Annotated in this window: 21 protein-coding genes; 13 read left to right on the top strand and 8 right to left on the bottom strand. The window is 63.6% G+C overall.

Going from position 1 to position 26,506, the window contains the following annotated elements:
• Nucleotides 1-71 precede the first annotated feature (71 nt).
• A complete protein-coding gene (locus GVL04_RS17165; protein WP_159706776.1) occupies nt 72-1,385 on the top strand; it encodes an RNA polymerase sigma factor in 1,314 nt (437 codons plus the stop codon).
• A gap of 169 nt (nt 1,386-1,554) precedes the next feature.
• Here the strand turns inward: GVL04_RS17165 and GVL04_RS17160 are convergent, their stop codons facing one another.
• Nucleotides 1,555-1,776 (bottom strand): hypothetical protein, encoded by a 222-nt coding sequence (locus GVL04_RS17160; protein ID WP_024820514.1) that lies wholly within the window; start codon nt 1,774-1,776, stop codon nt 1,555-1,557.
• A gap of 256 nt (nt 1,777-2,032) precedes the next feature.
• Between GVL04_RS17160 and GVL04_RS17155 the strand changes: the two genes are divergently transcribed.
• Nucleotides 2,033-4,141, top strand: coding sequence for a type IIA DNA topoisomerase subunit B (locus GVL04_RS17155; protein ID WP_159706774.1), 2,109 nt, complete (start codon nt 2,033-2,035; stop codon nt 4,139-4,141).
• Here GVL04_RS17155 and GVL04_RS17150 read toward each other — a convergent pair.
• The 3 genes from GVL04_RS17150 to GVL04_RS17140 all read right to left on the bottom strand — a co-directional run bounded on the left by GVL04_RS17150 (nt 4,138) and on the right by GVL04_RS17140 (nt 6,796).
• A complete protein-coding gene (locus GVL04_RS17150) occupies nt 4,138-5,349 on the bottom strand; it encodes an MFS transporter (protein WP_235036334.1) in 1,212 nt (403 codons plus the stop codon). The two genes, GVL04_RS17155 and GVL04_RS17150, sit on opposite strands and share 4 nt — an antisense overlap.
• Nucleotides 5,350-5,417: 68 nt before the next feature.
• Nucleotides 5,418-6,404, bottom strand: a complete 987-nt coding sequence (locus tag GVL04_RS17145; protein WP_159706770.1) for a M56 family metallopeptidase — start codon at nt 6,402-6,404, stop codon at nt 5,418-5,420.
• Between the two features lie 5 nt (nt 6,405-6,409).
• Nucleotides 6,410-6,796 (bottom strand): BlaI/MecI/CopY family transcriptional regulator, encoded by a 387-nt coding sequence (locus GVL04_RS17140; RefSeq protein ID WP_011774471.1) that lies wholly within the window; start codon nt 6,794-6,796, stop codon nt 6,410-6,412.
• Between the two features lie 280 nt (nt 6,797-7,076).
• Between GVL04_RS17140 and GVL04_RS17135 the strand changes: the two genes are divergently transcribed.
• The 4 genes from GVL04_RS17135 to GVL04_RS17120 are packed head-to-tail and all read left to right on the top strand — an operon-like array spanning nt 7,077 to nt 14,208.
• Nucleotides 7,077-8,675 (top strand): cytochrome ubiquinol oxidase subunit I, encoded by a 1,599-nt coding sequence (locus GVL04_RS17135; protein WP_159706768.1) that lies wholly within the window; start codon nt 7,077-7,079, stop codon nt 8,673-8,675.
• An 18-nt stretch (nt 8,676-8,693) separates the two neighbouring features.
• On the top strand, nt 8,694-9,773 hold the full coding sequence (cydB, locus tag GVL04_RS17130; protein WP_159706766.1) for a cytochrome d ubiquinol oxidase subunit II: 1,080 nt from the start codon (nt 8,694-8,696) through the stop codon (nt 9,771-9,773).
• A 7-nt stretch (nt 9,774-9,780) separates the two neighbouring features.
• The gene (gene cydD, locus GVL04_RS17125) at nt 9,781-13,188 is read left to right on the top strand and encodes a thiol reductant ABC exporter subunit CydD (protein WP_159706764.1); all 3,408 of its coding nucleotides are present in this window, start codon (nt 9,781-9,783) and stop codon (nt 13,186-13,188) included.
• A 9-nt stretch (nt 13,189-13,197) separates the two neighbouring features.
• A complete protein-coding gene (locus GVL04_RS17120; protein WP_159706762.1) occupies nt 13,198-14,208 on the top strand; it encodes a GNAT family N-acetyltransferase in 1,011 nt (336 codons plus the stop codon).
• Between the two features lie 9 nt (nt 14,209-14,217).
• On the opposite strand, the gene GVL04_RS17115 is transcribed toward GVL04_RS17120, so the two are convergent.
• A complete protein-coding gene (locus GVL04_RS17115) occupies nt 14,218-14,736 on the bottom strand; it encodes a DinB family protein (RefSeq protein ID WP_159706760.1) in 519 nt (172 codons plus the stop codon).
• Between the two features lie 131 nt (nt 14,737-14,867).
• Here GVL04_RS17115 and GVL04_RS17110 point away from each other — a divergent pair, with 131 nt between their 5' ends.
• A complete protein-coding gene (locus GVL04_RS17110) occupies nt 14,868-15,251 on the top strand; it encodes a VOC family protein (protein WP_159706758.1) in 384 nt (127 codons plus the stop codon).
• A 77-nt stretch (nt 15,252-15,328) separates the two neighbouring features.
• Here GVL04_RS17110 and GVL04_RS17105 read toward each other — a convergent pair whose 3' ends face one another.
• A complete protein-coding gene (locus GVL04_RS17105; protein ID WP_159706756.1) occupies nt 15,329-17,845 on the bottom strand; it encodes a DNA topoisomerase (ATP-hydrolyzing) subunit A in 2,517 nt (838 codons plus the stop codon).
• 55 nt (nt 17,846-17,900) lie between these two features.
• Between GVL04_RS17105 and GVL04_RS17100 the strand changes: the two genes are divergently transcribed.
• Genes GVL04_RS17100 through GVL04_RS17085 form a run of 4 tightly spaced genes read left to right on the top strand, consistent with a single transcriptional unit; the run spans nt 17,901 to nt 23,353 of the window.
• On the top strand, nt 17,901-20,588 hold the full coding sequence (locus GVL04_RS17100; protein ID WP_159706754.1) for a bifunctional GNAT family N-acetyltransferase/acetate--CoA ligase family protein: 2,688 nt from the start codon (nt 17,901-17,903) through the stop codon (nt 20,586-20,588).
• A gap of 56 nt (nt 20,589-20,644) precedes the next feature.
• Nucleotides 20,645-21,370, top strand: a complete 726-nt coding sequence (locus tag GVL04_RS17095) for a DUF5998 family protein (RefSeq protein WP_159706752.1) — start codon at nt 20,645-20,647, stop codon at nt 21,368-21,370.
• Nucleotides 21,367-22,608, top strand: a complete 1,242-nt coding sequence (locus GVL04_RS17090) for an alkaline phosphatase family protein (RefSeq protein ID WP_159706750.1) — start codon at nt 21,367-21,369, stop codon at nt 22,606-22,608. The genes GVL04_RS17095 and GVL04_RS17090 overlap by 4 nt, the downstream gene beginning before the upstream one ends.
• The gene (locus GVL04_RS17085; RefSeq protein ID WP_159706748.1) at nt 22,601-23,353 is read left to right on the top strand and encodes a thymidine kinase; all 753 of its coding nucleotides are present in this window, start codon (nt 22,601-22,603) and stop codon (nt 23,351-23,353) included. The genes GVL04_RS17090 and GVL04_RS17085 overlap by 8 nt, the downstream gene beginning before the upstream one ends.
• Here GVL04_RS17085 and sepH read toward each other — a convergent pair.
• The gene (gene sepH, locus GVL04_RS17080; protein WP_159706746.1) at nt 23,350-24,687 is read right to left on the bottom strand and encodes a septation protein SepH; all 1,338 of its coding nucleotides are present in this window, start codon (nt 24,685-24,687) and stop codon (nt 23,350-23,352) included. The two genes, GVL04_RS17085 and sepH, sit on opposite strands and share 4 nt — an antisense overlap.
• A 299-nt stretch (nt 24,688-24,986) precedes the next feature.
• Here sepH and GVL04_RS17075 point away from each other — a divergent pair, with 299 nt between their 5' ends.
• Nucleotides 24,987-25,286, top strand: a complete 300-nt coding sequence (locus GVL04_RS17075) for a DUF4193 domain-containing protein (RefSeq protein WP_159706744.1) — start codon at nt 24,987-24,989, stop codon at nt 25,284-25,286.
• 27 nt (nt 25,287-25,313) lie between these two features.
• On the opposite strand, the gene GVL04_RS17070 is transcribed toward GVL04_RS17075, so the two are convergent.
• Nucleotides 25,314-25,811 carry a DUF3093 domain-containing protein gene (locus GVL04_RS17070; RefSeq protein ID WP_200846883.1) on the bottom strand — a complete coding sequence of 166 codons (498 nt, stop codon included), beginning with the start codon at nt 25,809-25,811 and terminating at the stop codon, nt 25,314-25,316.
• 104 nt (nt 25,812-25,915) lie between these two features.
• Between GVL04_RS17070 and dut the strand changes: the two genes are divergently transcribed.
• Nucleotides 25,916-26,455 carry a dUTP diphosphatase gene (gene dut, locus GVL04_RS17065; protein ID WP_159706742.1) on the top strand — a complete coding sequence of 180 codons (540 nt, stop codon included), beginning with the start codon at nt 25,916-25,918 and terminating at the stop codon, nt 26,453-26,455.
• Nucleotides 26,456-26,506 lie beyond the last annotated feature (51 nt).

The following is a 26,506-nucleotide window of genomic DNA, read 5'->3' as shown; positions in this document are numbered from 1 at the left end:
GCGGACTTGACAGGGTCATAGTGGTGTTGCCCGTATGGTGATTCCACAGACCGCCGCTAGAAAGGTTTTCTGTGACCCCGTCTTCCGTCGAGAAGGAACCCGCCGCCCAGGCCGAATTGTCCGCTGAGGAAAAGAAGGCGGCCACATCGGCAAAGCGCGCAGCGACACGTGCTGCCAACAAGGCCTCAGAGGGCGACTCTGATAAGCCGGCACCCAAGAAGCGTGGACCCAAGCCCGGCGCGAAGGCCGCTGCTGAAGCCGCGAACTCGTCCTCTGGCTCCGACGCCGAGGATGCCAATGCCGAGGACGAAGACTTTGATCCCGCAGCAGCGGAAGAAGTCGAAGTTGGTGAAGACGATGCCGAGGAAGGTGCAGCTGCCGCAAAGGACAAGCCTGCTCCGTCCGGATCGGGATTCGTCTACTCGGATGCCGACGACGACGACGCACCGGTCCAGCAGGTCATGTCTGCGGGCGCCACGGCCGATCCTGTCAAGGACTACCTGAAGCAGATCGGTAAGGTTGCCCTGCTGAATGCCGAGCAGGAAGTCGATCTCGCGCTTCGCATTGAAGCCGGCCTCTTTGCAGAGGAAAAGATCAACGCTGATGACGGATCCATGGATCCCAAGCTCAAGCGTGAACTCGAATTCGTCATTCACGACGGCAAGCGTGCAAAGAACCACCTGCTCGAAGCCAACCTGCGCCTTGTCGTGTCTCTGGCCAAGCGCTACACGGGCCGTGGCATGCTCTTCCTGGACCTGATCCAGGAAGGCAACCTTGGCCTTATCCGTGCGGTGGAGAAATTCGACTACACCAAGGGCTTTAAGTTCTCCACGTACGCAACGTGGTGGATCCGCCAGGCCATCACCCGTGCCATGGCTGACCAGGCCCGTACCATCCGTATTCCGGTCCACATGGTGGAAGTCATCAACAAGCTGGCGCGTGTTCAGCGGCAGATGCTTCAGGACCTCGGCCGGGAACCAACGCCCGAAGAGCTGGCGCTGGAACTGGACATGACGCCTGAGAAGGTCGTCGAGGTCCAGAAGTACGGCCGTGAGCCGATTTCCCTCCACACCCCGCTTGGCGAGGACGGTGACTCTGAGTTCGGCGATCTGATCGAGGACTCGGAAGCAGTTGTTCCCGCTGACGCTGTGAGCTTCACGCTGCTGCAGGAGCAGCTGCACTCCGTTCTGGACACGTTGTCCGAGCGCGAAGCTGGAGTTGTTGCCATGCGCTTCGGCTTGACTGATGGACAGCCGAAGACTTTAGACGAAATCGGCAAGGTCTACGGAGTGACGCGTGAGCGCATCCGCCAGATCGAATCCAAGACCATGTCCAAGCTGCGGCACCCGTCCCGCTCGCAGGTCCTCAGGGACTACTTGGACTAGAGATTCCAGCATTTACTTGCGGCCCAGTCGGACTTCCGGCTGGGCCGTTGTGTTGCGCGAGGTTCGCGCACCGAGGAAGCCTGGTCAACGCAATGAGGCTCCTCCCGGTTGGGAGGAGCCTCATCACCTGCTCAAAGTGGGTTTCCGGACTGAGTCCGGATTGCCCTGTCTAGTCGACGGGGACGGGAGCCTTCTCAGTGAGGCGCTCGGTCTCATCGTGCCAGTCAGAAGTCATGGGCCGAAGCGTAGCTTCAACTGCACGTGCGTGGTGGCCGCAGAAGAGCAGCTCACCGCCGGAGGACTCGAGTACAACGCGGACGTACGCCTGGGCTCCGCAACGATCACAGCGGTCAGCTGCGTTCAGCGTGCGGTCTGCAACTGCTGTTGTCATGTCGGCCTCCTTAGTAGTTCTGTACATCCATATAACCAGCATTCGATGCAGATCCATGGCAAGGATGGGTCACTTTCGCTGTCCGCGTATCACATGTGCGTAACGTAACCATGGAGGTTGCACTCCTACGGAAGTGGCAACCGGTGCCGGGCGGCCTTCGCGGCTAGCCTAGTATGGGCAGTGTTTGCCTTGAATTACCAGCAAAATCACGGCTGGGAAACACCCCTGAGATATACCCTGAAGGAGCACACCGCGAGTGGCACCGAGTTCTGAATACAACGCCCGGCACCTGTCTGTCCTTGAAGGCCTGGAAGCCGTCCGCAAACGCCCGGGCATGTACATCGGCTCTACAGATTCCCGCGGCCTCATGCACTGCCTGTGGGAAATTATCGATAACGCCGTTGACGAAGCCTTGGCGGGCTTCGGTCACGACATCAAGGTGATCCTGCACGCAGACAATTCGGTGGAAATCCATGACGACGGCCGCGGCATTCCCGTGGACGTTGAACCCAAGACGGGCCTCTCCGGCGTCGAGGTTGTCTTCACCAAGCTCCACGCCGGCGGCAAGTTCGGTGGCGGCTCCTATACTGCGTCGGGCGGCCTGCACGGCGTCGGCGCCTCAGTGGTGAACGCTCTTTCGAGCCGTCTGGATGTCCAGGTGGATCGCGGAAGCAAGACGTACCAAATGTCATTCCGTCGGGGTGAGCCTGGCCGGTTCGTGGATTCAGGGTCCAAACCGGGACCCGAGGCAAAGTTTGAGCCCTTTGTTGAAAACTCCGTGCTTGATGTTGTGGGCAAGGCGAAGCGCGGTGTCACCGGAACCCGCGTTCGCTATTGGGCGGACCGGCAAATCTTCACGCCTGACGCGAAGTTCTCGTACGACGACCTGGCCGCACGTGCCCGCCAGACCTCCTTCCTGGTGCCCGGCCTGAAAATCACGGTCCGCGACGAACGCAAGCTGGCGGGAACTCCGGGGGAGCACGGCGCTCATGAAGAAGTGTTCCATCATGACGGCGGCATCAGCGAGTTCGTTGAGTTCCTGGCCGCCGACGCGGGAGTGACGGACGTTTGGCGTCTTCACGGCTCGGGAAAGTTCAAGGAAACCGTCCCGGTCCTGGACGAAAACGGGCACAGCAAGATCGCTGAAGTCGAGCGCGACTGCGAGGTGGACATCGCCCTGCGCTGGGGCATTGGCTACGAGACCACCACGCGCAGCTTCGTCAACATCATCGCCACACCGAAGGGCGGCACCCACCAGTCCGGCTTTGAGGCCGCCCTGCTGAAGACGTTCCGCAAGGCCGTGGAGACGAATGCCCGCAAGCTGAAAGCCGGCAACGACAAAATCGAGAAGGACGATATCCTCGCCGGTCTCACGACTGTCCTGACAGTACGGCTTGCGGAGCCCCAGTTCGAGGGCCAGACCAAAGAGATCCTGGGCACGTCGGCTGTTCGCGCCATCGTGGCCAAGGTGGTTGAAAAGGAAATCACTGCACGCCTGAATTCGGCCAACCGCAACGACAAAGCCCAATCCGCGCTCCTGCTGGAGAAGATGGTCAGCGAGATGAAGTCTCGCATCTCGGCACGGGTGCACAAGGAAACCCAGCGCCGCAAGAACGCGTTGGAAACCTCCTCGATGCCCACTAAGCTTGCCGACTGCCGTACCGACGACGTCGCCCGCTCGGAGTTGTTCATCGTTGAGGGTGACTCCGCGTTGGGTACCGCCAAGCTTGCGCGCTCCTCCGACTTCCAGGCGCTGCTTCCCATCCGAGGCAAGATCCTTAACGTCCAGAAGGCATCCGTGGGAGACATGCTCTCCAACGCGGAGTGTGCGGCGCTCATTCAGGTCGTTGGTGCCGGTTCGGGACGCAGCTTCGATATTGACGCGGCGCGGTATGGCAAGGTCATCCTCATGACAGATGCCGACGTCGACGGCGCGCACATCCGGACGCTGCTGCTCACGTTGTTCTTCCGCTACATGCGGCCCATGGTTGAGGCGGGCCGGGTCTTTGCCGCTGTGCCGCCCCTGCATCGCGTGGAAGTGATCAACCCGGGCCAGAAGGCCAACGAGATGATCTACACCTACTCCGAGGCCGAGCTCCACGTCCTTCTTGCCAACCTTGCCAAGGAAGGCAAGCGCTACAAGGAGCCCATCCAGCGGTATAAGGGCCTGGGCGAAATGGATGCCCAGCAATTGGCTGAGACAACCATGGATCCGCGGCATCGGACCCTGCGGAAGGTGGGGATTGAAAGTGCGCAGCGCGCGGAAGAAGTCTTTGACCTTCTGATGGGTTCGGACGTGGCGCCCCGCAAGGAGTTCATCATCGCCGGTGCTGCCACCCTGGATCGGGAGCGCATCGACGCCTAGCTCACCTGGCCACCGGTTAGCGGAATCCCTGCTTCGTCTTGAGCATTGGCGTCGCGGACCTCGGAACCTGGCGCGGCGAGTGTCGTAAGTCCCACCAATAATGCCAAGGCGCCCAGGCCCCAGGGGAGTCCGGCCGCAACGGCGATCCCGCCCACCAGCAAAGGGCCACCGGCGTCGCCAAGTTCCCGTCCGAGTTCGGCCGAGCCCATGGTTCGGCCCAGCCGTTCAGCGGGGGTCGAGTCGGCCAGATGGGCGAATGCCAGCGGTGTGGCAACCCCGATTCCCGCCCCGATGAGGACGGCAGCGAGGTAGATCCATGCCGCCCCCGGCAGGAGCCCGGCAATCAGCGTGCCGGCTGCGATGCCGAGCAAGCCTGCAATCATGCCTGGCCTATCGGTGAGTGCGCCTTGGTCCCGTAGCCTGCCGATGCGTGGTTGCAGCAGCGATGATGTGAGGGCCAGCACGGTTACAACGGCAACGCTCCCTGCAGTGCCCAGTCCTTCGCGTGCCGCCAAGGCAGGAAGGAATCCGACAGCGGCTCCCAGCGCCCCTGTTGCAGCGGCCAGCACCAACGTGGGGCCAAGGAACGACCTCTCGGTGCTTTGCCGCCATACATCGACAATCGTGTATCGGTGCCTGGGCAGCGGTTCCAAATGCGGCACTGAAAGAATCGCCCACACGGCAACGACGAGGCCCAAGGCAGCCAGGATCCCGAACAGGAGAGTGAAGCCACCGCTGATGATGGCAACGGCTCCCAGCAGCGGTCCTATGGCATAGCCGAGGCCCTTCCAGGAGCCGTATCGACCAAAGTAGCGTCCAGTATTCTTCTTTCCTGCGAGGCGGGCAACTGAGGCTGAGGACGCCGGGGAGAAAGCCGAGGCTGCCATTCCCTGCCCAAGTCGGGCGGCCGCGAGCATGGCGGGCTGGTCAGCCCATAACCCGATCAAGGATGTGGCCGAGAATGCCAGAAGCCCACCAACGATGACCGGCTTCGTCCCGATGCGGTCACTCAGGGAACCGAAGACTGGCTTGAGGAATACCTCGGCGATGTCGTACAAGGCCAGGAGGACACCCAAGGCGAGCAGGCTCAAACCGATTTCGGCGCTTTCAGCCCCAAGCCCGGCAGCCACGGCGTGGGCTCCGAAGGCGGTGGTGAAGCCCGCCGCGTAGAGAGGCCACCGCTGGGTGGCCTGTACGGACGGGGGCATCGCATCGGAAGCTTTCACACCCGTCAATGTAACAGCGGATTTCACGTCCGACTGCGGCAAGTATGACGCTAGCCCAGCAATCCAGGAACGATCAACAGTGCTGTGGGTACTGCAAGCAGCAGGGCCGAGGCCGCCAGGACCAGGACGCGGAGGCCCTTGGTGAGTGGAGGCTGCGGCGAGAGCAGGCGGCTGACGCGTGACGCCGTCGTGCGTGGCGAGTCGGCACCTCCGGTGGCGCTGACCGCATTTCCCTCCACGACGGCTCCGCCCACATTCAGTGCCGGCGCGCCAGTGGCCGGCTGCGAGTTCCCGCTGGCGACGATCGCTATGGCTTTTATCAGCGTGCCCTTGCTTTCGGTGCGGAGCGCGACGTCGTCGGCCAACATCTCGATCAGCGAGTTCACGGCCGTCTGGGCCAGCCGCGTGGTGGGGAACCAGGGCAGGGCCTGCCGCCAGGCGGCGAAAGCCCAGAGCAGGAGGTCATGGCGTTGGGAAAGATGGGCGTTCTCGTGAATGAGTACAGCCCTGAGTTCGGCTGGTTCGAGGGCGGCCATGAGACCGTCGGACAGGACCGTTACGGATCGGGCACCTCCGGGCAGGCAGTATGCCACAGGGGAGTCGTGGTTGATCACCACAGTCCCTGGGCCGTCGTCGGAAGGTGACGCTAGCAGGGCCAGAAGTTCACGGTGCCGCCGCCGCTGGCGCTCAATTTTGTAGTAGGTCAGCAGCAGGGTGAAGACCAGGTGTGCGGTGAGCAGCGCAGCGGCAGACAACGCGAACAGGTGCCAGAATCCCAGCGCCGTGGTGGGTTCGTTGTTGAAAACCATCCCGGCCAGGCTCTTCAGTCCTGCAATGAGGTTGTCGCCGATGGGTTCGAGACCATAGACGAGCATGGCGCCAATCATGGACAAGCCACCGGCCAGTGCTATCGCCTGCCACAGGACCATGGCCGTGAAGGGAGATCGTGCCGGCCACTGCGCGCGCGAAAGCAAAACAGGTACCGGCCACGCCAGAATCAATGCCAGGACCGCAAGCAGGTATGAGGTCCAGAACATAGTGCCTAATTGTAGCCGAGCAGTTTGCGCAGGGTAGCGGCTTCACTTTCGGTGACGGAACCAATGAAGCGGGCCAGTACGGCCTCGCGGTCCGGGGCGGAGCCCAGGACTTCATGCATCAGCTCTGCGGTGTGGTCTGCGCGGCTGGAAACTGCTTGGTAGCGGTGCGGACGCGTTCCGCGTTCGCGCTCCACCAAGCCCTTTTTCTCCAGACGTGAAAGTACGGTCAGGACCGTGGTTACGGCCAGATCCTTGCCTTGATGACCCGCGGTGCCGTCGCCGGCTTCGGAATCCTGCGCCAGAAGATCACGCAGTGTATTGGCGGTTGCAGCCTCCTGGCCTGCCCAGAGCAGATCCATCACTGCCCGTTCCAGTTCCCCAAGACTTGCCATCTATACGTCCCTACCTTCCGCTTCCCGGTGCAGGGTGGCTGCTGCCGGGAGCGATGATCCAACATTCCACAATAAATCTACCGCTTTTCAGACCTTCATTCTACGTGAGGTAGAACTATCGGCGCGCCGTGGCCGGTTGTGAACCCTTGCGCGTGGGTTACGCCACTTGAAGAATGGGTTTCGTCGCCCGCCATTTGTTCTACACTGTGTAGAAGAGAAGTTTTCTACGTGACGTAGAAGTTAGGTCATCGTACTTCGGTCCACCGCACAAAGGACAGCCATGGACGCCTTGGAAATCGCACGCTGGCAATTCGGTATCACTACCGTCTACCACTTCATGATGGTTCCCCTCACCATCGGCCTGGGTTTGGTCGTGGCCATCATGCAAACCATCTGGTACCGCACGGGCAAGCCTGAATACCTGCGGATGACCAAGTTCTGGGGAAAGCTGTTCCTCATCAACTTCATCATGGGTGTGGCTACGGGCATCGTCCAGGAATTCCAGTTCGGTATGGCCTGGAGCGAGTACAGCCGGTTCGTCGGCGACGTGTTCGGCGCGCCCCTGGCACTTGAAGCACTGCTCGCATTCTTTGTTGAATCGACGTTCCTTGGACTGTGGATCTTCGGCTGGAAGCAGCTCAAGCGCGGCGTGCACCTGGCCTGCCTGTGGATCGCCGTCATTGGCTCGGTCTTCTCCGCCTATTTCATCATCGTGGCCAACTCATGGATGCAGCACCCCGTCGGCGTGGAGATGGTGGACGGCCGGCCCGTGATGACCGACGCATGGGCAGTGTTCACCAACAACACCGCCTTGGTAGCCGTACCGCACACGCTGTTTGGTGCCCTTGCTGTGGCAGGCGCGTTCCTTCTGGGCATCGCCTGGTACCACCTCTGGCGCCGCCGGCACGACGGCATTGACGTCGTTGGCAAGGACGGCAGGCTGGTTCCCGGCGAAGCCGCGATCCCTGGCAGGGACAAGTCCGATTACACGGTGTGGATGAAGAGCCTCAGGATCGGTGCAGTAGTTGCCATGATCTCCTTCGCCGGCACCGCCATCACCGGTGACCTGCAGGGCAAGCTGATGTTCGAACAGCAGCCGATGAAGATGGCCGCAGCTGAAGCTGCCTGCCACGACGGCACCGGGTTCTCGGTCCTGAGCGTCGGCAACCTGGGCGCCACTGACTGCGATGACATCGTGGCCGTCATCGAAGTTCCCGGCATCCTTTCCTTCCTCGCCAAGGGCGACTTCACTACCGAGGTCAAGGGCGTCAACAGCCTGCTGGGAGAGTACAAGGAAAAGTACGGAACCCACCTCCCGGACAACCCGCTGTACGGCGACCGCGCCGGACAGGAAATCCAGTACGTGCCAGTCATGGAGGTTACCTATTGGGGCTTCCGCATGATGATCGGCTTCGGCGGGATCGCTGCCTTTGCGGCCCTGCTGGCACTCTGGGTGACCCGCAAGGGCGTGGTACCCCAGTCGAAATGGCTCATGCGACTCGCTGTGTTCGGCATTCTTGCACCGTTCGGAGCCAACGCCGCGGGCTGGATCTTCACCGAAATGGGCCGGCAGCCATTCGTCGTGGCCCCCAATCCGGACATGAACGGCATCGACCAGGTGTTCATGTTCACGGCGGCCGCCGTTTCGCCGGGAGTCAGCGCCGGTGAACTCATGACGTCGCTGGTGGTCCTCACAACTATCTACGCCGTGCTGCTGGTGGTCGAGGTGAAGCTGCTGGTCAAGTACATCCGTGGTGGCGTGGCCTCGGCGATGCCGGAGTTGGCCCACGCGCACGGGGGCAAAGACACGGACCACAGTGACAAGAACGACGCGGGGCCGGATAAGTCCGGCGACGACGTCCTGGCCTTCGCCTACTAGAAGCAGAGGAAACTGACAATGGAACTGTTGCCAACCATCTGGTTCGTGGCTATCGCGGTGCTGTGGACGGGGTATCTCTTCCTGGAGGGCTTCGACCTGGGCGTCGGCATGCTCATGAAATTGTTCGCGCGCAACAACACCGACCGCCGGGTATTGCTGAACACCATCGGCCCCGTGTGGGACGGCAACGAGGTGTGGCTGCTCACGGCCGCCGGTGCCACCTTCGCGGCTTTCCCCCTCTGGTACGCCTCCTTGTTCTCGGCTTTGTACCTGCCGCTCCTCTGCGTCCTGGCAGCACTGATCTTCCGTGCTGTCGCGTTCGAATACCGCGGCAAGGTGGACTCCGAACGGTGGCGGAATCGCTGGGACTGGGCCATCGCCGTCGGGTCCTTCGGTGCAGCCTTCGGCATCGGTGCCGCTTTGGCCCTGACCACTACGGGCCTTCCCCTGAATGCCAATGGCGACCGCGTCGGCGGCCCGATGTCCTGGTTCAGCGGTTACGCACTCTTGGGCGGCTTCGGTGTGGTGGCGTTCGCCCTTGTTCACGCACTGGCTTTCCTTGCCCTCAAGACCGATGGCGAGGTGCGGCATCGTGCCCGCCGATGGTTCGTGCGACTGGTTCCTGTTGCCGTCCTGCCCATGTTCGGATGGATGGTTTCAGTTCAGTTCCTCAGTGGCAAGCCGTGGACCTGGGCCCTGGTGGCAGCCGCAGCGGTTGCCGTCGTTCTGGCATGGACGTTGGCCCGGGCAGGGTCCGAAGGGCGGGCATTCGGTGCGCTCGGCGCCTTTATCGTCTGCTCTACGGCATCGATCTTCGGGGCAGCATTCCCAGTCGTCATTCCTTCCACCCTGGATCCTGCTTTCAACCTGACCATCTCCAACGCCTCGTCCTCGGATTACACCCTGGGACTCATGAGCATCGTGGCAGCCATTGGTCTGCCCTTGGTGATTGCGTACCAGTCGTGGACGTACTGGGTGTTCCGCCGGCGCGTCAGCGCGGCCCACATTCCAGAAGCCCACGGGTTCCTTCCCGCGATTGCTGCCAAGGTCTTGATTTCCAAGGACAGCCCGTCCGCCAGCAACACAACGGGAGACTAGCCGCCCCATGAAACCCGTGTTCCCCTCCGGCCCCGCGACACGATCAGCGCTCTACGCGATTGGCCTGCTGTCAGCCCTGAAGGCACTGTCCCTTGTCCTCATGGCCCAAGCCGTGGCGGGGATGCTGGCAGGATTCGCTTCCGGAACCGGAGACTGGAACAGCGGACTCATCTGGGGTGCAGTCGGAGCAGTCCTGAGGTCACTCACCGTTTGGGGCCAGGGCATCGCCTCCAGGCATGCAGCCCTGGGCGTCAAGGAGGAGCTGCGGGCCCGGCTGTTGAGGCGCACGCTGGCTGACGGAGGCCCGTCACCGGTAGAGGGAATGAACGACGGCGGCCTGGCGATCCTCGCGACGCGGGGCCTGGACGCACTGGACGACTACTACACCCAATACCTGCCCGCACTGGTGAACTGCGCCACGGTGCCGCTGTTGATCGGGGCCAGGATCCTGTTTGCCGACTGGGTCAGCGCCGTAGTGATCGTCCTGACCGTTCCGTTGGTACCACTGTTCATGGTCCTGATCGGCCGGCACACCGAAGACAGTGTCCGCGACGCCCAGACCACCCTCCGCAAACTCTCCGGCCACATCCTTGAGCTGGCCAAGGGCCTGCCGGTGTTGGTGGGCCTGGGGCGCGCCAGCGAACAGCGCGCAGCGTTGGAAGACATCTCGGAGCAGTACCGAAGCAGGACCATGGGCACCCTCCGGACCGCCTTCCTGTCCGCGCTTGCCCTTGAACTCATTGCCACGATCTCCGTAGCCGTTGTTGCCGTGTTCATCGGTGTCAGGCTGGTGGCAGGCGACATGGCCCTCGAAGCCGGCCTGCTGGCACTCATCCTCGCCCCCGACTGCTACCTGCCACTGCGGGAGCTGGGCACAGCCCACCATGCCAGCGACGACGGTCGCGCCGCCTTGGAAACCACCAACGCCGTGTTGGAGGCCCCCGCCCACCAATCACTGCAGGCAGGCGAGCCCGCAATCACAGCGTCGGCGGACGTTATCGTGAGCGGATTGTCGGTGACCTACCGCGGGAGGTCCGCGGCCGCCGTCGGGCCCCTCAGCTTTACCGCCCCTGGTGGTCGCATTACTGCCCTCGACGGCGACAGCGGCGCCGGTAAGAGCACCGTCTTGGGCGTCCTCGCCGGACTCGTCGGACCAGGGCCAGGGGCTGCTGTCACAGGAACCGTGACAGGATCGGGGTCTGTGGCATGGGTGCCGCAACACCCCGTGATGGCAGCAGAAACGGTCCGGGAAGAGATGGAGTTGTACCTCGACGGGTACCAAGGCTACGTCGCCGAGGCCGTCACACGTGTCCTCCAGAAGGCAAAAGCTGAACACCTGGCAGCCCGGAACCCCGCCGAACTGAGTCCCGGCGAACTGCGCCGAGTGGCGCTTGCCCGTGGATTGGCAAGGGTGGAAGCCGGCGCCACGGTCCTGCTGCTGGACGAACCCACGGCACACCTTGACCACTACTCAGCGGGCGCCGTCCGCAACGCCATCGAGTCGCTGCGAGGCACCGTCACCGTGATCCTGGTGGCCCACGACGCTGACACCCGCGCGCTCGCCGACCACCTGGTGCCCATTGGAAGCAAGCGCTTCCAGATCGGCCCCGATGTTCCGCTGGAGCGCGCCAAGAACACCGTGGACCCAGCTCCAGCGCGGGACGCAGCGACTTTGGTCCACTCCGTCCCGAACCCCGCCGCAAAGACTGGCAGCCTGAAGCGCCTGCTGGGGATACTGAAGCCCGTGCGGTGGAGGTTCGCCGCAGCTGGCGTCGTGGCAGTGCTGGCCGCCCTGTTCGCCGTGGCGTTGTCCGGATTGTCCGGCTGGCTGATCATCAGGGCAAGCGAACAACCGCCCATCCTTTACCTGCTCGGCGCAATCGTGGGCGTCAGATTCTTTGGCATCGGCAGGGCCGTGCTGCGCTATTGCGAGCGGCTCCTGACCCACGATGCCGTGTTTGCCGCCATGACCCGTCTCCGCGGAGCCCTGTGGGCAACGCTGAGCCGCAGGGCACTGTCCCTGAGGCGTCTCCTTCAGGGCGGCAGCGTGCTGGGCTCGATCGTTGATGACGTTGATACCCTCCGGGACCTCCTACCGCGGGTTGCGCTTCCCCCAGTGACCGCAGTGGGAGTCGGCGGAGCAGCGATCATGGCCACTGCCATCATTTTGCCCGCAGCGCTTCCCGCTGTGGTGGTGGCATCAGTGGTTGGCCTTGCACTTGCCCCGCTCCTCGCCGTCCTGGCTGACAGGAACGCGGCAAGGGCCGAACAGCAAATGCGCTCGGTGGTACTTCGAGGCGTTGCTGCAGCATTGGATGCCCGGCCCGAACTGACGGCCAACAGCGTGGCCGGGCCGCTCCTCGCGGACTTGCGCAGCAAGGATCGCGCGGCCACCATCTCTGCCCAGCGCTCGGCATGGGCTGAAGGCCTCGGCCAAGCAGCGATCGTCCTGGCTTGCTCATTGGCAGCCCTGTGGGCGGGGGCCCTCAGCGCTCCCTCGGTTGCCAACGGTTCTGTTGCCGCGGAACTCGTGGCAGTGGTCGTACTGATGCAGCTCGCCTTGGTGGACGCCTTCGGTGGCATCGTTTCGGCGGTGCGCCAAGCCCCAGCGCTCGCAGCTGTCCTTGGGAGGGTGGCCGAATCGGGCGCGTTGGACGCTCCTGCCTCAGCGGAAATTCCCGAAGCGGGTGGTGCCGAAACGCTCGACGGCGGCCCGCGTCCGCTCCCGGATCGCGATGGCAAAGTGGGACTTGAGTTGAACGACGCGGCGGCCGCCTGGCCCGGCGGACCGAACGCCTTCGCGGGACTCTCTGCCGATGCGGAACCGGGCCGCTGGCTTGCCGTGACCGGACCGTCGGGCGCAGGAAAGACCACGCTGTTGTCCGTGTTGCTGGGCTTCCTGCCCCTCACGCAGGGAACTGCCAAGCTGACGGGCAAGGCGGCGTGGTGCCCCCAGGAGGCTCACCTGTTCGACTCCAGCATTCGGGGGAACCTCCTGCTGAGCCGCCCGGCCGAAGCAAAGCCCAGCGAGGCCGACATGCACAAGGCGCTGGCCGACGTCGGACTTGACGGGGTGGTATCCGCGTTGCCGGGTGGGCTCGACGCACGCATCGGCCCTGGAGGCTCCTTCCTCAGCGGCGGCGAACGGCAACGGCTGGCGATGGCCAGGACGCTCCTGACCGGAGCCTCGGTCTTGTTGCTGGATGAGCCCACGGCCCATCTGGATGCCGGTTCAGCACGGGAAATGATGGCCATCCTTCGCAAGGGACTCAAGGACGTCACTGTAGTCCTGGTGACGCACAACCCCGAAGACATCGATCCGGCAGACGCGCGGCTCGAGCTGCCTGCAGCGCGTGCCGCTGCGAACCCAGGGACGGGCGCGGCGGAGCTGGTGGTAAGGCCTACCGCTCAGTAGCCTGTTGGCATGTCTTTCGAAGCCCCAAGCCAAGCCATGCCTGACGCCGACGCCACCGGACTGCAGTGGCGGCCAGCCACCATGGACGACCTCGACAACTGGGCCGGACTGATTGCCCGGACTGCCGCCGTCGAACATCCTGCGTGGCACGAAAAGCGCGGCGACCTGGTCCACATCCTTGAGTCCAGTAAGAACCCGCCCCGGACGAGCACGCTGCTGGGTCTGGACTCCGGGGGAATGGCACGTGCTTACGGGCGCATCTCCAAGAACCCCAGGGGCGACAAAGCCACGGGTATGGCGTGCGTTGATCCCGAATGGCAGCAACGCGGCATCGGCTCCGCTGTCCTGGTGTGGCAGGAAGAGCAGGTCCGCAGGCGGTTCCAGGCCGACGAGGCCGCCGGGCACACCACCGCCCCGCCCCGGATCCGCATCCAAACTGAAGAGCAACACGAACAGCAGGCAACACTTTTGTTGGGTCACGGCTACGGTACGGTGCGCTGGTTCAACGAGATGCACCGACCCTTGTCAGCAAGCCTGCCGGAAGTTCCGCTGGGTGCAGGGCTGGAACTCAGGACCCTGGATCCAACACTCTTTGAGTCAGTACGCCAAGCGCACAACGACGCTTTCAGGGACCACTGGGGGAGCGAGCCCAGGGACGAGGAATCGTGGCGCTTCACCATCGAGGAGCCTACGGCGCGGCACGATCTCAGCGCCGTGGTTCTCGACTCCGATACGGGGGAGGTGGCTGGCTACCAGCTGACCAGCTTCGACCCCGATGCGGCATCCGATCGCGGATTCAAGGAAGGCTACACGGAACTCCTGGGTGTGCGGCGCGCCTTCCGCGGTCGCCGAATAGCCCAAGCGCTGCTGGCCGACGCCATGCGGAGGTACACCGACGCCGGAATGGACGTGGCGTCACTGGATGTGGACTCCGCCAACCCCACCGGGGCTCTGGAGCTCTACCTCGGCATGGGCTATGCGCCGGTGAACCGCAGCATGACGTGGGAGAAGATGCTCTAGCCAGGCTTCCTAACCGTCCACGTCGTGAAGGTGGTGGACAACATCGTGAAGGAAGTACTGGGAGAACGTCAGCACCGTGAACGAGGATCCGTTGCTCCGCGTTCCGGTGCGCTGCCAGTCATGCTCCACAACACGGGCGAACGACTCGGCGATCTCCTTGCCCTCGGCCTCCAGTTCGTCGGCCACGGTCCGGGGATCCGCTGACCCGTATTCTCCGTCGATGGCGGCCTGGTCCTGGTCCCAGTTGGCAAACCGGGCGTCATCCTCGGTCAGCATCAGATTCAAGCGCTGGTCAAACAAGCTGAAGACATCCCGGACGTGGCAGGCATACTCCAGGGTGGACCACGTGTGGTCATTGGGTCGCACAGCGGCATCCTCCCGACGAAGGACGGCCCGCCACCGGGGAAGCATGTTCAAGACCGTGCCCGGCACCGTGGAAGGAGTCACTGTGGAGGGGTCGAACCCGCACTCGGGGCAGGGTTCGGAGAGTACCCAGGTCCAGTCTTTTTCATCAGGGATGATCGGCATGCGGCAAGTCTAAGCCGATCCGTCCCAGACCCTTCTGCAGGCCATGAAATAAGGTGTCGTTTTCCAATTACTTACCTGCCCGCCCAAGAGTAAAGTTCGTTCCGGGGGGAGAGCCGGAAAAGAGAAAAAACATGCTCAAGGATCAGCAGGTTGGTGCCGTCCTACCGGCACAGGACATCGCCCGGGCCCGCGCGTACTACAGCGAGAAACTCGGACTCGAACCCGAAAATCCGGATGCCGAGGACAATCTCCAATACAGGTGCGGCGATGGAACGGGATTCTTCCTGTACCAGACCTCGAATGCCGGGTCGGCGAAGAACACCCAGATGGGTTGGATGGTCAGCGACGTCAAGGCCGCCGTGGAGGAACTCCGCGGCAAGGGGGTCACGTTTGAAGACTACGACTTCCCTGGATTGAAGACTGAGGACGGCGTCGCCACGATGCCCGACGGTAGCGCTGCAGCATGGTTCCTGGACAGCGAGGGAAACATTCTGAGCCTCAACCAAACCGGCTAGCCCACGCGGTGGCTCACAGGCCACGGCAACAGCAAAGGCCGGAGTGTCCAACTCCGGCCTTTGCTGTGCGCTGCTGCTTACTCTGCGGTCTCAGTCCATGCCATGCTCGGGCCGATCGCCTCTACCGGCTGTGACAACGGCACGCCCGAGCCATCCCGGCGGCCGTGCTCGTGCGGGAGCGCCCTGGCTACCCCGGCCGCGGATGATGCTTTGGCGGGCCCATGTCCGGCCCATGCCATCAGCAGCGTGTCCTCGCCCTTCAGGAATCGATGGACGCGCACGCCACCGGTGGCCCGGCCCTTGGCCGGATATTCCTCGAAGGCTGTCACCTTCGCCGTTCCGGGTGCCGTGCCCGGCAGGGCGCCGATGGTGCCGGCAATGGTCACCACGACGGCGGCAGGATCGTTGGCGCGCACGGTACCGAAGTGGATCACATCATCGCCGGCGGCCAGCTTGATGCCGGCCATGCCGCCCGCCGTGCGGCCCTGCGGCCGGACGTTGGACGCGCTGAACCGCAGCAATTGTGCCTGCCTCGTCACGAAGACGAGATCGACGTCGTCCTCTTGTGCCGGTTCCACGGCGAGGACTGAATCCTTGTCCTTCAGGGCGATGATTTCCCAGTCCTCGCGGTTCAGCGGGTAGTCCGGCTGCACACGTTTCACGACGCCCTGGACGGTGCCAATGGCCAGGATTGCATCCAGGGGAACGAACGCCACCAGCGTTTCACCCTTGACCAGCGTGATGAAGTCCTTCGCCGGCACGCCCCCGGCGAGGTTTGGCAGGCCGGACATCGGCGGGAGCGTGGGCATGTCCATCACCTGCAGGCGCAGCATGCGGCCTTGGGAGGTCACTGCGCCAATCTCGCCCCGGGCAGTGGTCTTGACCACCGAACGGAAGACATCATGCTTGGCCCGTGGCCCTGCTTCGGCAAGCGGTTCCTGGTTGGACGTCCTGGCGATCTGGCCGGAAGCGCTGAGCAAAGCCCAGCAGGGGTCGTCCGGAATCTCGAGGGGCAGCGCAGCGGCCTTGCCCTTGGGGCCGGGGGCGGCTGCCGCGAGGGCCGCAGCCACTGTGGGGGAGACTGCTTCGGATTCGAGGAGCACCGTGCGGCGCGGCGTGCCGTACTTCTCGGCGATAACGGCCAGCTCGCCGGATACAAGATCACGAAGAAGCTCATCCGAGGCGAGGATGGCTTCGAGTGCCTCGATTTCGCGGCGAAGTTCGTCCTGCTCCTTCTCCAGCTCAAGGCGGGAGTATTTGGTCAGCTGCCGCAGCCGCAGTTCCAGGATGTAGTTTGCCTGGATCTCAGTGAGGTCGTAAATGGACATCAGCCGCTCACGCGCTGCCGACGCTTCATCGGAGGACCGGATAATCTGGATGACCTCGTCGATGTCCACGATCGCTATCAGCAGGCCCTCCACCAGGTGGAGGCGGTCCTTTTTCTTGCCCAGGCGGAAGGACGTACGGCGGCGCACAACGTTCAGGCGGTGTTCGACGTACACCTGCAACAACTGCAGGAGGCCAAGCGTTTGCGGCTGGCCGTCCACCAACGTCACGTTGTTGATCCCGAAGGAGTCTTCCATGGGCGAGTACCGGTACAGCTGCTGGAGGACGGCGTTGGGGTTGAAGCCGTTCTTGAGCTCGATGACCAAACGAAGGCCGTGATTGCGGTCCGTTAGGTCAACGACATCGCTGATACCGGTCAGCTTCTTGGCGTTGACGGCGTCCTTGATCTTCTCGATGACCTTTTCCGGGCCCACCATGTAGGGGAGCTCGGTGACAACCAGGCCCGTGCGGCGGGCGGACAGCTGTTCCACCTCCACCTTCGCGCGGGTCTTGAAGGAACCGCGGCCAGTGGCGTAGGCGTCGCGGATTCCGTCCAGGCCCACTATGCGGCCGCCGGTGGGGAGGTCGGGCCCCGGGACGAACCTCATGATGTCTTCGAGGGTGGCATCCGGGTTTGCAATCAAGTGGCGGGCCGCGGCGATGACCTCAACGAGGTTGTGCGGCGCCATGTTCGTGGCCATACCCACCGCGATGCCGGTGGTGCCGTTCACCAGCAAGTTGGGGAATGCGGCAGGGAGGACGTCCGGCTGGGTCAGCTGGTTGTCGTAGTTGGGGACGAAGTCCACTACGTCTTCGTCCAGATGGTCCGTCATTGTCAGCGCAGCGGCTGCCAGACGCGCCTCGGTATAACGCGGCGCTGCCGGGCCGTCGTCGAGTGAACCGAAGTTGCCGTGGCCGTCGATCAGCGGCAGGCGGAGGGAGAAGTCCTGGGCCATGCGCACCATGGCGTCATAGATCGCGGCGTCTCCGTGCGGGTGGAGCTTACCCATGACCTCGCCAACAACGCGGGCGCTCTTGACGTGTCCACGGTCAGGGCGCAGGCCCATGTCGGCCATCATGTACAGGATGCGCCGTTGAACAGGCTTCAGTCCGTCGCGTGCGTCCGGGAGGGCACGCGAATATATCACCGAGTAGGCGTACTCCAGGAAGGAGCCTTCCATCTCGGAAGTGACGTCAATATCGACGATGTTCTCGGTGAAATCGCCGAGGGGCTCGGCTTTGCGTGCGGAAGATTGGCTGCGGGCCATGGGGTCGGTGAATCCTTGAAAGTTGTACTGCGGATGTTTTAGCTAGGCTAAGCCTATGGTGGATCAGCCCGGCGTCGGCATTTATCCGGAATATTGGGAGGCCGATGTCGTGCTGCGCGATGGCGGAACAGCCCATCTTCGCCCCATCCGGCCCGAGGACGCCGACGCGTTGCAAGCGTTCCACGCAGGCCAATCGCAGGCTTCGATCTATATGCGGTTCTTTTCTTTCAAGCCAAGGCTCTCCGGCAAGGAGGTGCGGCGCTTCACCGAAGTTGACCACATCAACCGCGTGGCTTTCGTGATTACCATCGGCGGCGAAATCATGGGTATTGGCCGCTACGACCGGCTGGATGATCCCGACCAGGCCGAAGTCGCCTTCAACATTTCGGACGCCCACCAGGGCCGCGGGATCGGCTCCATCCTGCTTGAGCACCTTGCAGTTGCTGCCCGCGAGAACGGCATCCGGCGGTTCACCGCCGAGGTCCTTCCCGACAACCGGAAGATGCTGATGGTCTTTGCCGACGCCGGTTATGACCTCACCCGGCAATTCGACGACGGCGTGGTGAGCGTTGAGTTCAATATCGACCCCACGGAGAAGTCACGGGCAGTCATGGAGTCCCGTGAGCACCGCGCAGAGGCTCGCAGCGTGCGCGACTTGTTGTCGCCGTCGTCGGTGGCTGTTATTGGTGCCAGCCGCAAGTGGGGGACTGTCGGGTATCAATTGCTCGAACACATCATCGAAGGCGGTTTTAGGGGCCCGGTCTACGCCGTCAACCCCGAAGCGTTCGAACTTGCAGGCATGGTCTCTTTTGGAAAATTGTCGGAAATTCCAGGACCTGTCCAACTTGCCATCATCGCGGTGCCCTACGAGGAAGTGCCCAAGGTGGTGGACGACTGTGCTGCTGCGGGCGTCAAGGGCATAGTGGTGGCCACTGCCGGTTTTGCCGACGACGGCGAGCGGGGCCTCGCGCGCCAGCACGAGTTGGTGCGCCGCGCCAGGGCGAACGGAATGAGGGTAATCGGCCCGGAGTCCCTCGGAATACTGAACACCCACCCGGCCGTATCCCTCAACGCATCCATGGCGCCCACCATGCCGCCGCGGGGGAGCCTGGGCCTGTTCAGCCAGTCGGCCGCTGTGGGCGTTGCCGTCTATGCGGCAGCCAGCCGCCGACGGCTCGGATTGTCCTCGTTCCTCTCGGCCGGAAACCGCGCCGACGTTTCCGGCAACGACGCCATGCAGTACTGGGAGGACGACGCCGATACCTCCGCCGTGGGCCTGTATCTGGAATCCATCGGCAATCCCCGTAAATTTTCCCGCCTGGCGCGCCGGTTGTCGCGGAGCAAGCCGGTGATTGTTGCCAAATCAGACGTGACTGGCCTGAGCCTGCCACCCGGACATGAAGTGCGCACCACCCAGGCGCCCGCCGCCGCGGTGGATGCGATGATGCGCCAGGCCGGCGTTATCCGGGTCGAGACCATTGAACAGCTCATGGACATCGCCCAGATCGTGTCATCCCAGGCGCTGCCCCAAGGCCCCGGCGTCGCTGTCTATTCCAACTCGGTAGCCCTCGGAAAAGTGGTGGCGGACAGCGCAGGCCCCCTTGGTCTGGACGTAAACCGCTTGGTGACGGAGGTTGACCTCGACGCCGGCATGTCGCTTGCACTCCCGGCACTTCGGACCAGCCTCATGCAAAGCCTCGCCGACGAATCCGTTCACGCGGTGGTTGCTGCGCTTCTCCCTGCCCGCGGGCTCACCGTGGAAGCGTTGGCCGGTGTCCTTGCGGAATGTGCAGCGGAGGCCGGAAAGCCGGTGGTTGCTGCCTTCACCGGGATTCTTGACGCCTCCATGCATGTGGAGGGCATGGTAGGTGCAGCGGGCAGTCCCCTGCTTCCGTGCTACTCGAACGCCGGCGCCGCAGTGGCAGCGTTGGCCGCGATTGTTGGCTACGCCCAATGGCGCGACCGGGATCAGGGCTTGTTCGTCGAACCGGACGGCTGCGACGTGGATGGCACCCGGGAAGCGCTGGCGGCAATGCTGGCCGGTGTCACCGGCGAAAAGATCAGGAAGCTCGACGCCGGTGCTGCCGCGGCACTCCTTGCGGGTTACGGAATCAATGTGGTGCCGACGCTTGGATTCGGAACACCGGAAGAAGCGGTGCAAGCGGCGGACACAGTGGGCTGGCCGGTGGTCCTGAAAACCACCGATCCTGCGCTCCGGCACCGGCTGGACCTGGGCGGCGTGCGGCTGGACATCCAGGACGCTGAGTCGCTGCGCCAGAACGTTGCACAGATGCGGCGCGCGTTGGAACCCTACGGATCGCCGTCGCTGGAGGTTCAGGCCATGGCTCCGGTGGGACAGGCCTGCACCTTCCGCGCCATGGAGGATCCCCTTTTGGGGCCGGTGCTTTCCTTCGGACTGGCAGGCGATGCAGTAAACCTTTTGGACGACTGGGCCCACCGGGTGCCGCCGCTCTCGGCTGCGGACCTGCATGACGTCATCCGTTCGCCGAGGGCCTCCCGGAAGCTGTTCGGTTACCAAGGGCTGCCTGCCGTGGACGTGGCCGCCTTGGAGGACATCGCGTCCAGGCTCGCCAAGCTGAAGGATGACCACCCGGGAATCGCGCTGGTGGAATTCAATCCTGTCCTCGCCGGTCCCTCGGGCGCTACGATCCTCGGCGCCGAGGTCTGGATCGGCAATGCCGCGCAGCGTACTGACAGCGCTCGCCGTGCCATGCGAAGTTAGCCACAGGGCGGAGCGGGCGGTTAGGAAGTCACCAAGCGATCTGTGAAAATGGGGGAATGAGCACCCAGTCTCCGACGCCTCAATCACGCCCGTCCAACACCGGGCACCACACAGCGCATAACCACAGCTCGCAGGGGCAGAGCCTGGACCAGGCGCTGCAGCAGGCAGGGTTTTACCCGCGGTTGGTGGCCGACGTCGTAGACGACGCCCTGGACGGCCGGGAGTGCCTTTCGCACCTGGTCCATCTGGAGACACACTTCGACCGCGCCGAGGTCCGCAGGCATATCACTGTGCTTGTGCTCACCGAAGACATGTTGGTGATCACCCATGTTGACGACCAGCAGTTGGATGAAGCCGGCGAGCAGATCGTCGCGCAGATTTCCACGGAGTCCGTTCCGGTGGCCCAGATCCGCTCGGTGGTCCTGAGCTACATGTACTCCCAGCCCCAGGACTACAAGCCCTCCGATCCTGTCCGGGAACTCACCGTCTCCATCGCATGGTCCGGCGGACAGCGTCTGGACATGGGCCCGGCCAGTTGCGGAGACCCCCAATGCGAGGCCGACCACGGCTACAGCGGAACGATCGCCCAGGAAGACATTGTGCTGCGCATCAGCGCCGAAGCAGATGGACTGCAGGCGGTCCAGGACGCCAAGCTTTTCGCCCGCGCCCTGCGTGCCGTCAACACAGGTAATCCCACGCCTGTCCAGCACTCCAGCATCCCCGCTCCACGGCCGCGTTCCGGCGTCTTCAGCAACCGCCTGAGCCGCGGACACCAGCGTTGAGGGAAACCGCACAGGATCACGGAGACGCGTCATCCGGGAGTGCGTTTGCAGCCGATGTTCCCTCGGCACCGCTTTTCGGGAGCAAATCCATCGCGGAAGTCTTCACGAGTTCCGCTGCAGCGCTCGGCGTGCCCGGCTTCACCAATCACCTCCAGTTGCCGTCATCGCAGCGCGTCTGTGTTGTCCTGGCCGATGGGTTGGGCCGGAGCCTTCTCAAGTCGAAGGCTTCCCACACGCCATTCCTCCGCTCGGTTCTCGCCGACGGGCAACGCAACATCCCGCACTGGATTGACTCGGCGTTCCCCAGCACAACGGCCGCGTCCCTCGCGAGCCTGGGCACGGGTTTGCCAGCCGGACAACATGGGATGGTGGGGTATGACGTCCTTGATCCGGCGCAGGACAAGGTAGTCAACCTCCTCGGAAATTGGGATTCACAGGTGGACCCGGTGGAATGGCAGCCCCATGCGACCATCTTTGAACGCCTCGCTGCAGAACTGGACGTCGTGACGGTCAGCCTGCCGCAGTTCGGCAACTCACCCATGACGCAAGCCGCCCTGCGGGGGAGCCGCTTTGTTGGCGGCACCACGCTGCATGCCCGGACGGCCGCGGCCGCGGAAGCAATGTCCGGCGGAGGCCGTTCCCTGATGTATTTCTACGTCAATGAGCTGGACAAAGCCGGCCACCGCTACGGCTGCCAGTCGGATCGGTGGGAACACCAACTCGAAGAACTCGACTCCACCGTGAAGAGGCTGTCCGCAACGTTGCCGGCGGGCACCACCATCCTTCTCACTGGTGACCACGGCATGCTGGATGTTCCCGAATCCCAGCGGATCGACTACTCCGCTGACGAATCGCTGGTGGCCGGAGTCCGGCACACCGCCGGCGAGCCACGCATGGTACATCTTTACCTTGAACCGGACGCCACAGCGGCACACCGCGTAGACCTCATCGCCGCTTGGCGCCGTCGTTTCGGTGAACGGATCTGGGCCTTCACCCGGGACCAGGCTGTGGGCGCCGGATTATTCGGTGCGGTCCGCCCGGAAGTGGCACCCCGCATCGGCGACGTCATGATCGCCGCCCGCGACACCTTGGCGCTCTATGACACCCGCCGTGCCCGGCCCACATCGCTGGAGGTAGTGGGGCAACATGGCTCGTTGACCAAGGCCGAACGCGAAGTTCCCTTGCTGTGCTTCGCCGCCGCAGGAAAGGCCGTAGGAAAGAAGGGCAAACGTGGCTGAACTGGTTTTCTTCTCAGGCACCATGGACTGCGGCAAGTCCACCCTGGCCCTTCAGATGGACCACAACCACCGTGCAAGGGGCCGGGGAGGGGTTCGCTTCAGCTGCAACGACCGTGCCGGGGACTCGACGATCTCCAGCAGGCTCGGCCTGCAAACCGACGCCGTTGAGGTTGAGCGCTGCACTGATTTTTGGGACGAAGTGGTGGTCCGCCGCACCAGCGGACTCCGCGTGGACTACCTCATTTGCGATGAAGCACAGTTCTATTCGCCCGCCCAAGTGGAGCAGCTGGCCCGCGTGGTGGATGAGATGGAAGTGGATGTCTTCGCATTTGGCATCACGTCCGACTTCCGCACCAGGCTGTTCCCTGGCTCGCAGCGGCTGATTGAGCTCGCCGACAAAGTCCAGGTGCTTCAGGTGGAAGCACTCTGCTGGTGTGGCCGCAGGGCAACGCAGAACGCGCGTACGTTGAACGGCATCATGGTGGTGGAAGGCGAGCAGGTGATGGTGGGGGACGTAGCTTCCGCTGCCGACGACGACGAAGCCTCCGAGATCCCGGATACGGGTGCCGTGGGAGATGAGACCGTCGTGGGCTATGAGACGTTGTGCCGCCGCCACTACATGCGTCGCGTCACGGCGCACGGAGCCAACCTGATGGCCGGAGCAGACCAGCCGCTGCCGTTCGACATTGATGCCTGTCTATGGCCCGGTGCGGGGGAGCTCCACCGCAGCCAAGCCTCCAGCTAGTCTCCGCGGGCTCCGAAAACGATCTCGTCCCAGCTGGGGATGCTGGACCTCTTTGGCCTTGAAGGCTGACGTTCTGCAGGTGCGTCAATGTCCTTGGAAACGTCGGAGTCCTTGGACTCATCCGCCGATGTGCCGTCCTTGTGGCTTTCCGGCAAGGATTCTTCGCGCACGGGTTCACCCTCGGCGCGGGGGGCGCTGCCGCCACCCAGGAGTTCGTCAAGCCCGGCGGGCTTGCGGCCTGACAGGGACGTGACCGGACGAAGCGGGCTGGCTACCACCGTGATTTCGCGGGTCTCCGTGCTGACGCCGTCGTGGAGCTTCAGCGAATCGTCGTCGTCAGTATCGTGTGACTCGAAGTGCCGGGGCGCCAAGCTCAGCCGGGACAACATGGACGGCCGCCCGTCCTTGCGAGGTGTTTCTTCTGCAACAGGCGTGGCCGGTTCGGGGTCTGCGGCGGCGGTTTCCTCGTGGTTTTCATCAAGTTCCTCGCCCGGCCGCGGGTGGGCGGCGGGAACATTGCTCAGCAGGACAGCGAGGGCGTCGTCCGCATCCTCGTCCACGCCCAAGCGCTGGCCGCGGCGCGAACGGAGCATTTCCAGGAGGCTGTCCGATTCTTTCGCCGAGGCGCGGGCGGCCGTTTCGGCATCCGATTCAAAGTCGAAAGGCCGGTCCGAGACGGCCGCGAGCCTGCGGGCTGGGACAGGTCCATCCAACGGCTCGAGTTCACTGAGTTGCTGGGCCCAGCGGTTGGCGTTCTGCAATGACTTGCGCTGCGGGCTGAAGGTCCACATGGCGGGAGGTTCCTCGCCGATGCTCCCGTGGGTGCCAGGTACGGTTTCGAAGCGTGCGACGACGGTCCAGGAACCGTCTGGGCGGCGCCACGAGTCCCATTCGACCGTGGAGGAATCGATACCGTGGGCAGCGAGCCTGTGGTCCACCATTTCGCCCAAGGTGGCGGGGTTGTCGCCGAAAGCCGAGCGATAGATGTCGTGGCCGGGGGCAGGGGATGCAACTTCGATGTTCCGGGCTTGGCGGGCCACGTACTCACGTTCCGCGAGGACAGGGCCTTCGTAACGCTGGACGTTGGCGAGGGGGAGGCCTGACAGTTCCGCGACTTCTGCAGCCGTAGCTCCGCTGCGGATCCTCGACTGGATATCTCTGGGAGACATGGCGATGGGTGTGTTTGACGCGCGGGCCGCCACCTGGGCAGGGGTCCGGCTCGCCGCGGCCCTCAAAGCCTCGTCGATCGGAAGCTGGAACATCGCACCGCCGGGGCCGCTCAATAGCAGATGCCCGCCGTCGTCGTGGACGCCTACCAGTCGTAGATCCTGCATAACACCCTCCACCACATGGCATAACTGACATTCGAAACTCTGCCACCCGCCGGGGTGTTTTCCTACTAGGAACGAGGGCGTGCCGTGATATTCCGGTGAAAGCGGTGTGATCCGGAGTACTTTCGGGCCAAGACAGGGACTATGGACTTTTTCGAACCGTGGGAGGACAATCTGGCCGATATCGGGCACAAATCCGGGGCGTCCGGCGTTGCACCCTTACACCGGCGGAGGTTGTACCGCCGGGACCCGCCCGGAGCAGGTATCCCACCCACAGCATGTATGGAGGACGAGGAAGGACCATGGCCACCGATTACGATGCCCCGCGAAAGACCGAGGAAGACGTCAGCGAGGACTCCCTCGAGGAACTTAAGACGCGCCAGTCGGGGAAGCAATCCTCCGCGGTGGACGTCGATGAGACGGAACTGGCTGACGGCTTCGAACTGCCGGGAGCGGATCTCTCCGGAGAAGAGCTCCTTATCCAGGTCATGCCACCGCAGGCGGACGAATTCACCTGCTTCAACTGTTTCCTTGTCAAGCACAGGTCCCAGATCGCTACAGAGCGGGGCGGCCACCTGTATTGCAAGGAGTGCGAGAGCTAGGCCGCACGGGAAGTTTCCTGGCCGGTGTTAGTCCCGAGGGGCGCTCAGGGCGGTGACAAGCTCATCGGGCCGGCGGGACGACGCAAGCCAGTACGGAGTGCGGTCAGCTGGGTCCGTGATCTCAATCTTGACCACAGGGTCAATCCAGCCACGGAAGCACATGTAGGCCAGTCCATTGAGGCGCGGGCCCCGCTCAGCTGTAGCTTCCTCCTTCTTGAAGGCCTGGACGGAGCCTACGAATTTGCGGTCGATGCTCGCCCGGCCCACCCTTACAGCGTCGGCGGTGACGGTGATGGTGGGCGTGGAGAGCACCAACATGATGGTCATGATGGCCAGCAGGACCAGGGCGGCGATGATACCGGTGGCTGCACTGATGGGGCCAAACATCAGGACGCCGGCGCCCGAAAGGCCTACCACCACAACCCAGATCCACACTGACGGCCACAGTTTCTCTGTGTACAGGACCTCTGAGGCTGAGGGGGTGTTCCGGGCAGGCACAGGGGAGGACTGGTCAGGCGTAGGCATGCCTCCAGCTTATCGGGCCGTGGACTGCCGCGGCGCCCAGGGTCAGGGCTGGGCGCTGACATGGGCGGTCCTGCTGGTGACCGCTCCCCGTAGAATGGACCACTGTGAGCAATGAGACCGCAGTATTCAGTACAGACGCCGCCCCTTCAGCCGCGGAGGCCGGTGACACACCCGCAGCCTACGGCGCCCCCACTTTGGACGTGCAGCTGAAAATGCTCGACGCCGGTTTGGAAGTCCCGTCCTACGCGCACCCAGGTGATGCCGGCGCCGACCTCCGGGCCCGCGTGGACGTGCACCTTGCCCCCGGTGAGCGGAAGCTCGTTCCCACTGGCGTCTCCATCGCGCTGCCGGACGGATTTGTGGCCCTCATTCACCCCCGTTCCGGCCTGGCCACCAAGCATGGACTTACCGTTGTCAACGCACCCGGCACTGTGGACGCCGGCTACCGTGGCGAAATCGCAGTCACGCTGCTGAACACCGACCGAAACCATGCCATTGACCTCAAACGCGGCGATAGAATTGCACAAATGGTGATTCAGCGCGTCGAATACGCGCGTTTCGTGACCGTTGACCAACTGTCCGATTCTGTTCGGGGAACCGGCGGCTTCGGGTCCACTGGCGGCTTTAACGCCCCCAAGGCCTAGGCAAACTGCTGAACCTGCCGCGAGTCGCAGGCTACCGCTTGACGCAATGGC

It is taken from the genome of Arthrobacter sp. 18067 (assembly GCF_902706295.1).
Classification (GTDB): Bacteria; Actinomycetota; Actinomycetes; order Actinomycetales; family Micrococcaceae; genus Arthrobacter.
This window is presented reverse-complemented; position numbering and strand designations above follow the sequence as displayed.

What these genes read in the sequence shown, in the direction of transcription:
- cydB (WP_159706766.1), top strand. Translation starts at nt 8,694, where the DNA reads ATGGAACTGTTGCCAACCATCTGGTTCGTGGCTATCGCGGTGCTGTGG.
- GVL04_RS17115 (WP_159706760.1), bottom strand. Translation starts at nt 14,736, where the DNA reads ATGCCGATCATCCCTGATGAAAAAGACTGGACCTGGGTACTCTCCGAA.
- GVL04_RS17140 (WP_011774471.1), bottom strand. Translation starts at nt 6,796, where the DNA reads ATGGCAAGTCTTGGGGAACTGGAACGGGCAGTGATGGATCTGCTCTGG.
- GVL04_RS17145 (WP_159706770.1), bottom strand. Translation starts at nt 6,404, where the DNA reads ATGTTCTGGACCTCATACCTGCTTGCGGTCCTGGCATTGATTCTGGCG.
- GVL04_RS17150 (WP_235036334.1), bottom strand. Translation starts at nt 5,349, where the DNA reads ATGCCCCCGTCCGTACAGGCCACCCAGCGGTGGCCTCTCTACGCGGCG.
- cydD (WP_159706764.1), top strand. Translation starts at nt 9,781, where the DNA reads ATGAAACCCGTGTTCCCCTCCGGCCCCGCGACACGATCAGCGCTCTAC.
- GVL04_RS17075 (WP_159706744.1), top strand. Translation starts at nt 24,987, where the DNA reads ATGGCCACCGATTACGATGCCCCGCGAAAGACCGAGGAAGACGTCAGC.
- GVL04_RS17160 (WP_024820514.1), bottom strand. Translation starts at nt 1,776, where the DNA reads ATGACAACAGCAGTTGCAGACCGCACGCTGAACGCAGCTGACCGCTGT.
- GVL04_RS17105 (WP_159706756.1), bottom strand. Translation starts at nt 17,845, where the DNA reads ATGGCCCGCAGCCAATCTTCCGCACGCAAAGCCGAGCCCCTCGGCGAT.
- GVL04_RS17095 (WP_159706752.1), top strand. Translation starts at nt 20,645, where the DNA reads ATGAGCACCCAGTCTCCGACGCCTCAATCACGCCCGTCCAACACCGGG.
- GVL04_RS17120 (WP_159706762.1), top strand. Translation starts at nt 13,198, where the DNA reads ATGTCTTTCGAAGCCCCAAGCCAAGCCATGCCTGACGCCGACGCCACC.
- GVL04_RS17135 (WP_159706768.1), top strand. Translation starts at nt 7,077, where the DNA reads ATGGACGCCTTGGAAATCGCACGCTGGCAATTCGGTATCACTACCGTC.
- sepH (WP_159706746.1), bottom strand. Translation starts at nt 24,687, where the DNA reads ATGCAGGATCTACGACTGGTAGGCGTCCACGACGACGGCGGGCATCTG.
- GVL04_RS17070 (WP_200846883.1), bottom strand. Translation starts at nt 25,811, where the DNA reads ATGCCTACGCCTGACCAGTCCTCCCCTGTGCCTGCCCGGAACACCCCC.
- GVL04_RS17110 (WP_159706758.1), top strand. Translation starts at nt 14,868, where the DNA reads ATGCTCAAGGATCAGCAGGTTGGTGCCGTCCTACCGGCACAGGACATC.
- GVL04_RS17100 (WP_159706754.1), top strand. Translation starts at nt 17,901, where the DNA reads ATGGTGGATCAGCCCGGCGTCGGCATTTATCCGGAATATTGGGAGGCC.